The sequence below is a fragment of the Halomonas koreensis genome (genome assembly GCF_031451675.1).
Classification (GTDB): domain Bacteria; phylum Pseudomonadota; class Gammaproteobacteria; order Pseudomonadales; family Halomonadaceae; genus Halomonas; species Halomonas koreensis.
In genome coordinates this window covers 98,450-111,042 of record NZ_JARWAK010000007.1, presented here as the reverse complement: position 1 = coordinate 111,042, position 12,593 = coordinate 98,450, and the positions used below count along the sequence as shown (strand labels likewise).

The window sequence follows — 12,593 nt, the reverse complement described above, 5'->3', positions numbered from 1 at the left end:
CAACCATGCGGGGGAATGCCTCATGAAACGGGAATCGATCCTCGACCAGGCGCTTGTCCGGGTGCATGCCAGCATCGTCACCGGCCGACTCAACCGTCCGGCCGCCCGCCGGCAGCGGGGGGCGAGCGGTATCGAGTACGTCATCATTGCCGCCATGATCGCGCTGGCGATCATCGTCGCCGTGCCTGATCTCGGCGATAAGGTCGCCGAGCTGTTCGAGCAGATATCCGCCCAGCTCCCTGATCCTTCCGCTTAATGATCACTCAAGCATCGAGTGGCCGCTGCCCCGCGGGAAGGGGGTAGGGGACCCGTCGCTTTCTGTCGTGAGGAGCTGCCATGTCGCCCAACTTGCTGAAGGGCATCGCCGCCCTGCTGGTGGCGATCGCCATCGGCCTGGCCTTCGCCGGCTGGCGGATGGCCGGCCAGGTGCCGGAGACGGTGGTCGAGGCGCCGGTGGCCGAGGTCCCGATTGACGAGGCCGCCGGCTACCCGGTGCTGACCGCCGCCCGTCGCCTGCCGGCGGGCACGCGACTGGACGCGCCCGGCGAGGGCGAACGCCCGTTGTTGCGCCCGGTCGACTATCCCGAGCCGCTGGCGGCCGGCTATCAGGACATCGCCGAGGTGGAGGGGCGGGTGCTCACCCGGCCCCTGGCTCCCGGGGATGTGCTCAGGCCCGGGCATTTCGCGGCCGGCGGCCTGCTCGCCGAGGCGGTGCCGCCGGGCAAGCGGGCCATCGCGGTGGGCGTCGACGAGGTGGTCGGCGGGGGCGGCTTCGTGGCGCCCGGCGACCGCGTGGATGTCTTCTTCTTCGCCCGGGACGATGACGACGGGCGAACCCGCCTGGCTCGCCGGCTGCTGCGCGATATCGAGGTGCTCAGCTACGGCGATGCGCTGCGTGGCCAGCCGCCCCGGGAGGACGCCGAGGCGGGAGTCAGGCGCAGCGGCCGCACGGCGGTGCTGGCGTTGAGCGAGGATCAGGCCCCCCGGCTGCTGCTCGCCGAGGAGACGGGGCGGTTGCGGCTGGCGGTCATCGGGGCAGAGGAACGCCGCGGCGTTCTCACGCCGATACCCCCCGGGACCGGCGACTGGCTGGTGCCGGCCTCGCTGTCACCCGCCCGGGCGCCGCGCCGGACCGGCGACCTGGGGGCGCCGGTGGCGTTCGACGAGCTGGTGTCGCGAGACGAGGCGGGTGCCCAGGCGCCGCCCGCGGGCGGCGGCGGGCGTCCTGCCGGACGCCGGGTGGTGCAGCAGGTGGGCGGCGAGGTCCACGCCGTCCGGGTCGACGGCTGAAGCCGTATAAGCCATTGATGAAGGTGCAGGGAATCGCATGACGAAAAGAATCAGTCCCGCAAGACGAGCGGCGTGGTCACGCTGGCTCGTGGCCGCGATGACGGGGGCCTGGCTGCTGGGCGGGGCGTTGGCGGCCGCCATGGTTCAGGCCGACGAGCGGTCGGTGTCGCTGCTGGTGGGGGAGAATCGTCGGCTCGGCTACGGCGACGCCATCGTGCGGACCGCCCTGGGCAGCGGCGGCATCGCCGACGTCCAGCTGGTCGGCGATCGGCAGCTGCTGGTCACCGGGCTCGGCCCGGGGACGACCTCGCTGAAGGTCTGGTTCGACGGGGCGAGGGCGCCCAGCGCGATCGATCTGTCGGTGCGGCCCGCGGCGGCTCGTGGCTTGGAGGAGGAATACCGGCTCGAGCAGCAGGCGAATGTCTCGCGGCTCGAGGGCGAGACCCGATCCCTGGAGCGGCATGCCCAGGCGCTGCAGCGCTTCGGCGAGGCTCCGCCGGTGGATGCCAGCCGACAGATCGGCCCCGTCCAGGTGCAGACCGACATCCGGGTCGTCGAGGTCAACCGGCGCCGGCTGGAGTCCGCCGGGTTCTTCCTGGGCCGCGACAACGGCGGCAATACCCAGTTCGCGGTCGGTCCCACCGATAGCGGCCTACCCTTCATCAACGACGGCAGCCTGGTATCGCCCACCTCCCTGAGCGGCGGTTTCTCGATCATCGGCGGCAACGCCGACGAGGGCATCCTCGGCGCGATCAGCGCGCTGCGCAACAACGGCTTCGCCTATACCCTGGCCGAGCCCAGCCTGGTGACCCTGTCGGGCCAGAGCGCCTCCTTCCTCGCCGGCGGCGAGTTCCCCTTCCCCAGCAACAGCAGCGACGGCGATGTCTCGGTGGACTTCAAGGAGTTCGGGATCCGCCTGCGGCTCACGCCCACGGTGCTCGCCGACGATCGCATCATGCTCAAGGTCGCCCCGGAGGTCAGCGAACTGGACTTCACCCGCTCGGTCCAGTCCAGCGGCATCGCCGTGCCGTCGTTGAGCGTGCGTCGCACGGACACCACCGTGCAGCTGGGGGACGGCGAGAGCTTCATCATCAGCGGCCTGGTCAGCAACGCCACCCTGCAGAGCGTCGACAAGCTGCCCGGCCTGGGGGATATCCCGGTGCTGGGTGCCTTCTTCCGCTCGACCCGCTTCGAGCGCGAGGAGAAGGAGCTGATCATGGTGGTCACGCCGCACCTGGTCTCGCCGATCGCCGCCGGGGTCGAGCTCGACGAGCTGCCCGGCGAGGCCCTGGGCCGCTACGATCCCAGCTTCCTCGAGCTGCTCTTCGATCCCCAGTCGGCCCGGGAGATCGAGCGGCTCGGCACGGTTGGCTTTTCCCCCTAGGAGGTGACATGGGTGCCTGGCGTTCCCTGACTCGACACAAGCCGATGGCCGCGAGGCCGCTGGAGGACCTCGCCGATGGGGCGCTCAAGGCGGCCCTGCACCGCGAGGTCATCGAGCGCCTGGAGGACGACGAGGCGCTGTTCGGCGACGAGCCCTCGGCGATGCTGGTGCGCATCGAGAGCCTGGTGCGCGACTACTTCGACCAGCGCGGCGAGGCGGTGCCCGTCGAGGCCCTGGAGGCCCTGGCCCGGGAGGTGCTGGACGAGGTCACCGGCTACGGCCCGCTCCAGCCCCTGCTCCAGGACGACGACATCACCGATATCCTGATCAACGGCCCCCAGCAGATCCTGGTGGAGCGCGAGGGTCGCCTGGCGCGTGTCGAGGAGCGCTTCATCAACGACGCCCATGTGCTGCGGGTGGTCAGGCGCATGCTGGCGCCCCTGGGCCGACGCCTGGACGAGTCCAGCCCGATGGTCGACGCGCGCCTGCCGGACGGCTCGCGGGTCAACGTGGTGATACCGCCGCTGGCCCTCGACGGGCCCTGCGTGTCGATCCGCAAGTTTCGCCGCGAGGCGCTGACGGCCGAGGACCTGGTCGCCGGCGGCGCGGTGACCGAGCCGCTGATGCGCATGCTGCGGACCGCCGTGGCCGAGCGCCGCAACATCCTGATCAGCGGCGCCACCGGCGCCGGCAAGACGACCCTGCTCAATATCCTCAGCCGCGACATCCCGTCCCACGAGCGGGTCGTGACCATCGAGGACGCCGCCGAGCTGCAGCTGGGCAACAGCCATGTCGTGCGCCTGGAGACGCGACCGCCCAACAGCGAGGGCGAGGGTGAGGTCGGTGCCCGGCAGCTGGTGCGCAATGCCCTGCGCATGCGTCCCGATCGGGTGATCCTCGGCGAGAGCCGCGGCGACGAGGCCCTCGACATGCTGCAGGCGATGAACACCGGGCACCTGGGGTCGATGAGCACCGTGCACGCCAACTCCGCCCGGGATGCTCTGGTGCGTCTGCAGATGATGATCCGACTGGCGGGCTTCCAGGGCAGCGATGGGCTGGTCAACCAGATCATCGCCACGGCCCTGGACCTGGTGGTCCATGTGACGCGCGACGATCGGGGGCACCGCCATGTGGTCGAGGTGCAGCGGATCACGGGGCTGGCCGAGGGGCGGATCGAGCTGGGCCTGTTGTATCGCCACTCGGACCGCCGGCTGGCCCGGGACTTCGGCTGGGAAAAACGCATCGAGGGGGCGGCATGACGGCCTGGCAGCTCTGGTCGGCGACCATGCTGCTGCTGATGCTGGCGGCCTGGTTGCTGTGGCGCAGCGCCAATCGCGAGAGCGAGCGGGCGGTGCTCGGCAGACGGCAGGCCCGACGGCGACGTCGCGGGCGGCGCCTGCCGACCGACTCCATGATGCAGTGGCTGCTGGACTCCCTGCTCGCGGCCGGCGTGCATGCCACGCCTCGGGCGGTGGTGGTCTTCCTCCTCCTGGTCTCGGCGGCCCTGGTGCTGGCCATGGCGCTGTTCGGCGTACGCCTGGCCCTCGGCATCCTCGCCGTGCTGCTGGCGATGAAGCTGTTGCTGCGCGCCCGGGCCCGTCGCCTGCGGGGACGCATCCGCGCCCAGCTGCCCACCTTCATGGAGCAGGTGGTCAGGGAGCTGGGCACCGGGGCCACCGTCGAGATCGCCTTCCGCCGCAATGGCCCCCAGGCCGGCGGACTGCTCCGCGAGGCCATGGGGCGGGTCGCGGTGCGCCGCGAGCTGGGCATGGAGCTGCACGAGGCCCTGCGGCGGGAGGCCGACCTGCTCAAGCTGCGCGAGTTCGACCTGCTGGCCACCGCGGTGGAGGTCAACCAGGTGCATGGCGGCAGCCTGCGCAACATCCTGGGCAGCTTCGTGGACCTGCTGCGCCAGCAGGAGCGCGGGCGTCGCGAGCTGCGGGCGCTGACCGGCGAGACCCGCGTCACCGCCGCGGTGCTGGCCGCGGTGCCGGTAGCGCTGGCCGTCTTCATGGCGGTCGGCAACCCGGCGTTCCTGGCGCCCATGCTCGACAGCGATGGCGGGCGCCTGGCGCTGTGGGCGGCGGTGGCCCTGGAAGTCGGCGGCTGTGCGGCCCTGTGGCGCATGCTGAAGTCGATATAGCGATGGCGAGGAGGACGAATGATGCTACTGATGGCCAGCGCCCTGCTGGTGCTCGCCGCCGCCTCGGTCTGCCTGTGGCTGGCCCGCCCGGGGCAGGGGGCCGCCCCCCGATCGCCGGGGGAGGCCGCGGCGATGGGCGAGCTCGATCGTCGTCGCCGGGCCGCCGCGCGGGAGGCGCGGCTGATGGGCAGCGGGCGGATCATCTGGCGCCGCCAGACCCGGGGGCGCCCCTGGCTGGCGGAGCTGGCGCTGGTGCTGCGCCAGGCCGGCTACATCGGCAGCCGGGCTCAGCTGCACCTGCTGTTCTCGCTGGCGCTGGTGGTGTTCGGAGTGTTCAGCGGCGGCGTGCTCTACGCCATGCAGGGCGGTCGTGGTTGGCCGGGCATGCTGCTCACGGGCCTGGCGGTCGCCGCGCTGGCGACGCTGGTCGCCTGGCTGTGGCTCAAGCGCTGTCGCCGGCGTCGGGTGGCGCGCCTCGACGAGGAGGCCGATATGCTCATCCAGGTGACCCGCATGCTGTGGGAGTCGGGGATGACGCTGGAGGGGGTGCTGCGGGGCCTGATCCACAACCTGGACGATGCCTGCCCGGAGAGCGTGCGCGAGCTGCGCCTGATCCTGCAGCGCATCGAGGCCGGCCAGGCTCGCGAGGAGGTGCTGGAGGAGCTGGCGGGGATCCAGGCCAGCGAGGGCCTGGAAGATCTGCTCAAGCTGCTCGCCCAGATCTCGTCGTCGGGCGGCGGAGCCCGACAGGCCATGCTCGAGCTCGGCCAGCGGCTGCGCGATCGCCGGCGGACCCGCATCCAGGAGGCGGTGTCCCGGATGTCGGGCAAGATGTCGCTGGTGATGATGGTGTTCCTGTTCCCGGCCTTGCTGATCGTGCTGGCCGGGCCGGCGGTGATCAATCTTGGGGGAATGCTCGATGGCCTGGGGAATTGAGATGAGGCGCGACGTCGGCCGGGGCCTGGCCCTCGCGGCGCTTGTGGCGCTGACGGGCTGCGCCGGGGTGTCCGAGCCGCGGGCCATGTGGCGTTTCGCCGAGGGCGATACGGCCGGCGAACGCAGGGTCCAGGGCCCCTGCGGGGAGCGCTACCCCGCGGAGGTCGGCCTGCGGATCGACATGATCCGCCAGCAGCTGGAGCAGGGGCGCCCGCGCTCGGCCCTGGCGCACCTGCAGCAGGCCGACTTCGGGCGGGCCGAGTCCGTCCTGATGCGCGGCGATGCGCTGCGCGCCATCGGTCGCCGGGACGAGGCGGACGCCGTCTACGAGACCCTGGCCACCGGTTGCCTGGCCGCCGATGCCTACCAGGGCATGGCGCGCAATGCCGCGGCGCGCGGCGATCGCCGAGAGGCGATCCTGCTGATGCGCGAGGCGCGCCATGCCCGGCCCACCGATCCGGGGATCCGCAACGACCTGGGCTATCTGCTGCTGCTGGAGGGCCATCGCCGGCAGGCGCGGGAGGAACTGCTGACGGCCCTGGAGCTGGGGGACGTCGGCCAGCGGGCCGCCAGCAACCTGGTGGTCCTGCTGATGCAGGAGGGGCGCAGCGCCGAGGCCGAGCGGCTGGCCGACCGCTATGGGGTCGACGCGGCCCTGGTGGAACGGCTGCGAGGGCTGGCGCGGGCCCAGGGCCGTGACGGCGAGGGATGACAAGGAGGAATCACGATGGGACGAGACCGCATCCTGCGCAAGCCGCTCGCCTGGATGGGGGCCGGCCTGGTGGCGGCGCTCTGCGCCGCCGCTCCCCCGGCCCTGGGCGAGCGCGACGAGGCCCCCCGGGCCCGCGACGCCGACGAGGCGCGGCGACCGGCGTTCGGGGAACGCACGGGGCGGCTGCTCGAGCTGCAGCGCAGCGGCCGGCTGGCCGCGCCGCCGGCCCAGCGGCTGTCGGGAGAGGTGCAGACCCGGATCTACCGACGCTATGTCGAGAGCTTCTCGCACCCGATTCCCGACACCTACATCGAGATGGGCTTCGGCGAGTGACGGCGCCCGGCCCGTGTCGCGTCCCCTCCCGGCAGCGCGGTGCCATCGGCGTGCTCGGCGCGGTGGTCATGCTGCTGGTGGTGCTGTGCATCGCCCTGGCGCTGGACACCGGGCGGCTCTACATGGAGCAGCGCAACCTGCAGCGGATCGCCGATCTGGCGGCGCTCGAAGTGGCCAGTCAGGCCGACGAGGGCATCGCGGCGATGTCGGACACGGATCTGACCTCGTTGTCCGTGCGCAGCGCCAATGTTCCCGACAGCGTCGAGGGGTTCCTGATCACCGCCCAGGGAGGCGGGCTGTGTCGGGAGACGGTCGAGCTCGAGGAGCGCGACCCCGAAGGCCGGCGGTTGCGCTTCGCCGCCCTGTCGAGGGGAGGCAGGACCCGCTGTGCGGACGGTACGCTCATGGGGCGCCGCACGGCGGTCGAGGTCACCGCCTCGCTCGAGACCCGTGCGAGCCTTCTCGGCGGCTCCCTGGCCGGCGCGGAGCGGGTCAGGCTGCAGGCCACGGCGGTCGCCAGGCAGTCGCCCCGGCAACCGCTGGTCACCTACCGGCTCGGCTCACGCCTGCTGGCCGTGGATGGAAGCGGCCTGCTGGGGCTGCTGCTGGGCAACGACATCGACGTCACGGCGCTCGGTTATCGGGGGCTCGCCAATGCCACCCTCTCGATCGTCGATCTCATCGATCTCGCGGCGGATGCCGGTACCGCCGATGGTGTGCTGGAAGACGTCAGCCTATCGCTCATCGACCTCGCCGAGATCAGTGGCCTCGAGGCCTTGGCCCGTCACCCCTCGGGGGATCAAGAGGCCTTGAGGCTGGGCGTTCGGCTGTTTCGGGACGCCCTCGAGGGGTTCGTGTCGCTGGGACTGGACGCCGTTCGCCTCGGCGAGCTCGCCGATATCGACCCATCGCGCCCTGACGAGGCGCTGCAGGCGGAAGTCGGGCTGTTGCACCTGCTGGAGACCATGGCCTTCGTCGGCAACGGCCGTTTCATCGACCTGGAGCACCTCGGTCTCGATCTGGGGATTCTCGGCGGAGTGGAGCTCGCGCTGCAGGTCATCGAGCCGCCGCAGATCGCCATCGGCCCGACAGGCTGTGAGCGGGGCGAGCCCCCCTGCGATGGCCGCTGGGCGACCCAGGCGACGACCGCTCAACTCGCCCTGGGGGCCCACATGCAGATCGACGTGCCATTGGTCTCGGGCCTCGATGTGCTGGTGGGGATACGCGGAGGGGCGGCGCGCGGGGGGATCGACGACCTTCGGCCGGTGAAGGCCGGCGATGCCTCGTACGAGCTGAATGCAGGCGCCTATCACCAACCCCTGGGGGTGGATCTGGCGGTCGGGCTCTCGCTGCTGAGCGGCTCCGGCTCCGGCTCCGACTCGCTGGTCGGCTGGATGGGGACTGCTGATCCGGAACCGTGGGAAGGGACGCGCATGCAGGCCGTCGACGCCCGACAGATCTGGCCATCGGCCGATCCCTATTCGTTCGAGGCCCGTGGCGCGGGGGATGTGACGCAGGCGTTGCTGGACGAGGCCAATACCCTGAGCGTCACCGTCGAGCTGCTGGGGGGGAGCGTGACGCTGCCCGCCGGCCAGCTTCTCGGGGCGCTGGAGCCCGCCTTGACGCAGCTGGCCGAAGAGGTGCTGACCCCCGTGCTGGAGCTGTTGGGGGCTAGGCCCGGGGAGGCCGACATGCGGATCATCGAATTGGCACCGGGCACCGGCGGCGCGGAGTTGGTGATATGAGACACCTCGAAGACGGAGCGGCGTCGATGAAGGGGCGCCGAGGTCACGGGCAGCAAGGATCGGTGGGGATCGAGTTCGCGCTGGTGTTCCCGCTCTTCCTGATCGTCTTCTACGCCATCGTGAGTTACAGCCTGCTGTTCGTGTATCAGCAGGGCCTGCATACCTTGAGCGCCGATGCGGTCCGGCAGGCCCTGGCCGTCGAGAGGAAGCCGGACGGAACTCTCGATGAGGCCGCCATCGAGGCCGTGGTGAATGGATTCATCGAGGAGAGCGCCCACTGGCCGGGCCGTCTCGCCGAGCGCTGCAACGACGACCTGGTGCCGTCGACCGGCACCGTGAGGGTCTGCGTGAAGATCGAGCTCGGCCTGGTGCCGCTCAAGCTGCCGGGGAGCGCCATCGGCATCCCCCATTTCACCAGCGTTCATTCCACGTCGAGCATACGCCTATGAGCCGGAGCGCGAAGGGCTGGGTCGGTGGGCTGGCGCTGCTGGCGGTCTGTCTGGCGGCGCCGCTGCGTGCCGACGACGAGGTGCTGGTGGTGGCGCCGGGCGAGCCGGGCCAGCGCCTGGACCGCCGCCTGATCGCCGAGCTGGGCGATCGCCTCGAGGCGCGCCGGGGGCCGGGCGCCATGCGGGTCGTCTACCTCGGGCGGGGGGGAAGCGCGGCGCTGGACGCTGCCCTGGCCGGAGGGGCCCCCGCCGGCCTGCTGCTGCTGCATGATCCCGCCGTGGCCGCCTATCGCCAGTGGCTGGCGTCCGACCGGGGGCCGGGCGCCGAGCGGCTGGCGGCCTATGGCGCCTTCCTGCCGGGGCACCGTCGCTGGCTGCGCGGGCAGGGGGCCGGCCATCTCGACCTGCTGCCCGTGCTGCTGCGTCACCTGGGCTGGGTGCGTCATGCCACCGGGGCGGCGCGCCTCGAGGGCTGGCTGATGCCGGGTTCGCCCCTGCTGGCGCTGCAGGCGGTGCGCCGGGAGGGCGAGGGGCGGCTGGAGGCGGTGTACCCCCTGGACCGCCTCCCGCCACCGGCCGCGGCGGGGACCGAGCGGGTCGTGCTGGCGCTGCCCGATGCGATGGCCCGGCGCCGGGCCGCGCCCCTGCTGGCCGCCGACGGCGGCGTCTGGTGCCTGCAGCCGGAATGGCGGGCCGACGGTTGCCTCGGCGGGGTCCAGCCGTCCCCGTCGGGCAGCGCCGAGGCGCTGCTGCAGCGCCTCGCGTCGGGGGGCGAGGCCACGGCGCCCGCCGCGCCCAGGCTGGCCTATGCGGCGCGTCATCGCGTGCGGCCGGGGGTGCGGGACGAGGTTCGCTACCTGGAGGTTCCGCCCGAGGCGATGCGCCGCCTCGGGCGGGGCGAGCGTCTGCTGTTCGGCGCCCTGGGGCTGGCCGTGCTGGCGGCCCTGGCCCTGGGGGTGGCCCTGGCGGTGGAGCGACGCCGGCGCCGCCGGCGCTTGCGCTTCGGGCTCGACGAGCTGACCGGCCTGCCCGGGCGGCCGCGACTCGAGGCGCGGCTGCGGCGCCACCTGGAGGAAGGGCATGCCTTCCAGGTGTGCTGGATCGGCTTCGATCGACTCGACGGGGTGCGCGCCGCCCTCGGGCAGGCGGGCATCGACGAGGCCCTGCGGCGGATCGCCAAGCGGCTGCGGCGGACCGCCCGCGGGGAGGGCTATATCGCCCGGCTGGAGGGCGAGGTGTTCGCGGTGATGAGCTTCCTGCCCGTGGACGCCGATGGCCGCTGCCCGGCCGGCATGGCCTTCGCCCGGCGCCTCCAGGACAGCCTGTCCGCGCCCTTCCAGGTGGGACGCGAGGATCGCCTGCTGTTGCCGCGGATCGGCGTGGCCCGCTGCGCCGACGACACGACCCCCTTCCTGGTGCTCGAGGAGGCCCAGGCGGCCGCCCGCCAGGTGCTGCGCGGCGGCGGGCGGCAGCCTCGCGTGCTGGCGCCGGCGGCCGTGGCCCCGGAGGAGCGCTGCCTGGCCCTGGTCGAGCTGCTGCGGCGCCTGCCCGAGGAGCGGCTGGTCGCCCAGCTGGCGATCGACGTGGAACCGCGGGTGCTGCTGGCGGATCGTCGCGGCTGCGGCGGCGAGATCCGGCCGGCCTGGGCGTCGCTCGGCTGGGGGCGGGTGGAGGCTGCGGAGCTGGTGCGGGTGGCGGAGCTCGCCGGGCGGCGGGCCTGCCTGGATCGGGGGCTCTGCGAGCGGGTCCTGGACGTCCTGGCGCGACAGGCGGACGAGGCGGCGCCGGGCCCGCGTTCGGCGCGGCGGATCTGGACGGTGCCCGTGGGCCTGGCGCAGTCGATCGATGCCGCCTTCGTCGAGGCCCTGAGCGAGGCCTGCGAGTCGCGGGGCCTCGACCCGTCGCGCCTCGAGCTCGCCGTCGACAGCGCCGAGCTGCCCCGGGAGGCCGCCCTGGCGCCGGCACTGCGCCGCTGCCGCGAGGCGGGCTTCGGGATCGCCCTGACGGGGCTGGCGCGCTCGGGGGCCTCCCTGGCGGCGATCTTCCGCCTGCCGCTGACCCGCCTGCTGCTGGAGCCGGAGATCATGGCCCGGGTGCCCCGGGATCAGTCGGCCCTGCTGATGCTGCGCAGCCTGCGCGACACGGCCAAGCTGGCGGGGCGCCACCTCACCGTGGCCGGCGTGGCCACCACCGAGCAGCTGGTGGCCCTGCGCGGCCTGGGCGTGGTCGCCGCCCAGGGACGCCTGCTCGGGCAGGCCCACCCGCTGGAGGCGCTGGGCGAGGGGGAGGCCGGCCCGGCGCCGCCGGGCCGGGCGGTCGAGGCTCAGCCCTCCGCGGACGGCGAGTCGTAGAGGGCCGGCACGGCGACGATGGCCTCCAGGCGATCGTAGAGCGACTCGGGGGCCGGCGCCGGGGCGGGCTCGGGTGCCGGCGGGGTCTCCAGCGCCACCGGCAGGCCGTTCGGGACCTCGACCGCCGCGCGCAGCCGGGCGTAGTCGACCGGGTAGTCCAGACCCTCGAGGCTGGCATCGACCCGGCCCAGGGCCTCGGTGACGCGCTGGATGGTGGTGCCGTCCTCCTCGTCCAGGTAGGGGTAGGCCTGGGCGTAGAGGCTGCCGTCGGCCCAGCCCACCTTGAAGGGCTCGTTCACCAGCCGTACCCGGGTGCCCACCGGCAGGCGCGGGAAGAGCCCCTCGATGTCCTCCGGCAGCATGCGGATGCAGCCATGGGTGACCCGCATGCCCACGCCCTCCGGCTTGTTGGTGCCGTGGATCAGGTAGCCGGGGATGCCCAGGCGCATCTTGTGCCGACCCAGCGGGTTGTCGGGGCCCGGCGGCACCACGCTGGGCACGGGGCGTCCCTCGGCGGCGCGCTCCTCGATGATCGACTGGGGCGGATACCAGGCCGGGTTCTCGACCTTCTGGGTGATGGTGGTGGTGCCCAGGGGGGTCTTCCAGTCCATGCGCCCCACGGCGATGGGATAGGTTTCCACCCGGGGCGGCTCGCCGTCCCTCGCCGGGGGGTAGTAGTACAGGCGCATCTCGGCGACGTTGACCACCACCCCTTCCCGGGGGGCGTCCGGCAGGATGAAGCGGCCCGGAATCACCACCTCGGTGCCCTCGCCGGGATACCAGACGCTGACGTCGGGATTGGCGCGGACCATGGCGCGGTAGCCGATGCCGTGCTCGTGCCCGATATCGATCAGGGTGTCCTCCTCGTCGGCCTCCACGCGATACACCTCGCCCACCAGGTCGCCTTCCTCGGGCAGGGGGTAGTGGCCGCGCGGCCGGTCCTCGCTGGCCGACAGGGGAGTGGTGAGGGCGAGGCCGAGCCCCAGCAGCAGGGTGGCCCGGCTCAGGGAGCCGCGAAGGGGAGAGGGCATCATCTTGGTCATGGTCTCGCGTCGGTTCGTCATGGGGCCGGCCCCTCCGTGGGCCCGGCAGGCGTTAGAGTGCCCGAGGCGGCGCGGGTTCGCCAGTCTCGCGGTGGGCGAGGTTCGAGGCGCGAGATTCTAGGGTTACCCTGCACCTCGCTTCCTCGCTTCCTCGCTTCCTCGCTTCCTCGCTTCCTCGCTTCCTCGCTTCCTCGCCCCTCGTGCCTG

Annotated in this window: 12 protein-coding genes; 11 read left to right on the top strand and 1 reads right to left on the bottom strand. The window is 72.7% G+C overall.

The genetic code is table 11. From position 1 onward, the window contains the following. The first annotated feature begins 22 nt into the window (after nucleotides 1–22). The 11 genes from QC818_RS09700 to QC818_RS09650 all read left to right on the top strand — a co-directional run bounded on the left by QC818_RS09700 (nucleotide 23) and on the right by QC818_RS09650 (nucleotide 11,343). Entirely contained in the window at nucleotides 23–256 is a 234-nt protein-coding gene (locus tag QC818_RS09700) for a Flp family type IVb pilin (RefSeq protein WP_309652653.1), read from the top strand. 80 nt (nucleotides 257–336) lie between these two features. Further along, nucleotides 337–1,290 carry a Flp pilus assembly protein CpaB gene (gene cpaB, locus QC818_RS09695; RefSeq protein WP_309652652.1) on the top strand — a complete coding sequence of 318 codons (954 nt, stop codon included), beginning with the start codon at nucleotides 337–339 and terminating at the stop codon, nucleotides 1,288–1,290. A 97-nt stretch (nucleotides 1,291–1,387) separates the two neighbouring features. Next, entirely contained in the window at nucleotides 1,388–2,674 is a 1,287-nt protein-coding gene (locus QC818_RS09690) for a type II and III secretion system protein family protein (RefSeq protein WP_309652732.1), read from the top strand. Nucleotides 2,675–2,682: 8 nt separating this feature from the next. Further along, nucleotides 2,683–3,933: a CpaF family protein gene (locus QC818_RS09685; RefSeq protein ID WP_309652651.1), complete on the top strand. Its 1,251-nt coding sequence runs from the start codon at nucleotides 2,683–2,685 to the stop codon at nucleotides 3,931–3,933. After that, nucleotides 3,930–4,817: a type II secretion system F family protein gene (locus tag QC818_RS09680; RefSeq protein WP_309652650.1), complete on the top strand. Its 888-nt coding sequence runs from the start codon at nucleotides 3,930–3,932 to the stop codon at nucleotides 4,815–4,817. Before QC818_RS09685 ends, QC818_RS09680 begins: the two co-directional genes overlap by 4 nt. 18 nt (nucleotides 4,818–4,835) lie before the next feature. Continuing rightward, complete coding sequence (locus tag QC818_RS09675) at nucleotides 4,836–5,753, top strand: type II secretion system F family protein (RefSeq protein ID WP_309652649.1); 918 nt, start codon at nucleotides 4,836–4,838, stop codon at nucleotides 5,751–5,753. 1 nt (nucleotide 5,754) lies between these two features. Beyond that, a complete protein-coding gene (locus tag QC818_RS09670) occupies nucleotides 5,755–6,465 on the top strand; it encodes a tetratricopeptide repeat protein (RefSeq protein WP_309652648.1) in 711 nt (236 codons plus the stop codon). A gap of 15 nt (nucleotides 6,466–6,480) precedes the next feature. Further along, on the top strand, nucleotides 6,481–6,798 hold the full coding sequence (locus tag QC818_RS09665; protein WP_309652647.1) for a DUF3613 domain-containing protein: 318 nt from the start codon (nucleotides 6,481–6,483) through the stop codon (nucleotides 6,796–6,798). After that, nucleotides 6,795–8,543, top strand: coding sequence for a pilus assembly protein TadG-related protein (locus QC818_RS09660; RefSeq protein WP_309652646.1), 1,749 nt, complete (start codon nucleotides 6,795–6,797; stop codon nucleotides 8,541–8,543). The genes QC818_RS09665 and QC818_RS09660 overlap by 4 nt, the downstream gene beginning before the upstream one ends. 26 nt (nucleotides 8,544–8,569) lie before the next feature. Then, the gene (locus QC818_RS09655; RefSeq protein WP_309652645.1) at nucleotides 8,570–8,992 is read left to right on the top strand and encodes a TadE/TadG family type IV pilus assembly protein; all 423 of its coding nucleotides are present in this window, start codon (nucleotides 8,570–8,572) and stop codon (nucleotides 8,990–8,992) included. Beyond that, nucleotides 8,989–11,343 (top strand): EAL domain-containing protein, encoded by a 2,355-nt coding sequence (locus tag QC818_RS09650; RefSeq protein WP_309652644.1) that lies wholly within the window; start codon nucleotides 8,989–8,991, stop codon nucleotides 11,341–11,343. The genes QC818_RS09655 and QC818_RS09650 overlap by 4 nt, the downstream gene beginning before the upstream one ends. Here QC818_RS09650 and QC818_RS09645 read toward each other — a convergent pair. Beyond that, nucleotides 11,316–12,407 (bottom strand): L,D-transpeptidase family protein, encoded by a 1,092-nt coding sequence (locus tag QC818_RS09645; protein WP_309652643.1) that lies wholly within the window; start codon nucleotides 12,405–12,407, stop codon nucleotides 11,316–11,318. The two genes, QC818_RS09650 and QC818_RS09645, sit on opposite strands and share 28 nt — an antisense overlap. Between the last annotated feature and the right edge of the window lie 186 nt (nucleotides 12,408–12,593).

Coding starts and splice junctions, on each gene's coding strand:
- QC818_RS09700 (WP_309652653.1), top strand. CDS start 23: ATGAAACGGGAATCGATCCTCGACCAGGCGCTTGTCCGGGTGCATGCC.
- cpaB (WP_309652652.1), top strand. CDS start 337: ATGTCGCCCAACTTGCTGAAGGGCATCGCCGCCCTGCTGGTGGCGATC.
- QC818_RS09690 (WP_309652732.1), top strand. CDS start 1,388: ATGACGGGGGCCTGGCTGCTGGGCGGGGCGTTGGCGGCCGCCATGGTT.
- QC818_RS09685 (WP_309652651.1), top strand. CDS start 2,683: ATGGGTGCCTGGCGTTCCCTGACTCGACACAAGCCGATGGCCGCGAGG.
- QC818_RS09680 (WP_309652650.1), top strand. CDS start 3,930: ATGACGGCCTGGCAGCTCTGGTCGGCGACCATGCTGCTGCTGATGCTG.
- QC818_RS09675 (WP_309652649.1), top strand. CDS start 4,836: ATGATGCTACTGATGGCCAGCGCCCTGCTGGTGCTCGCCGCCGCCTCG.
- QC818_RS09670 (WP_309652648.1), top strand. CDS start 5,755: ATGAGGCGCGACGTCGGCCGGGGCCTGGCCCTCGCGGCGCTTGTGGCG.
- QC818_RS09665 (WP_309652647.1), top strand. CDS start 6,481: ATGGGACGAGACCGCATCCTGCGCAAGCCGCTCGCCTGGATGGGGGCC.
- QC818_RS09655 (WP_309652645.1), top strand. CDS start 8,570: ATGAAGGGGCGCCGAGGTCACGGGCAGCAAGGATCGGTGGGGATCGAG.
- QC818_RS09650 (WP_309652644.1), top strand. CDS start 8,989: ATGAGCCGGAGCGCGAAGGGCTGGGTCGGTGGGCTGGCGCTGCTGGCG.
- QC818_RS09645 (WP_309652643.1), bottom strand. CDS start 12,407: ATGACGAACCGACGCGAGACCATGACCAAGATGATGCCCTCTCCCCTT.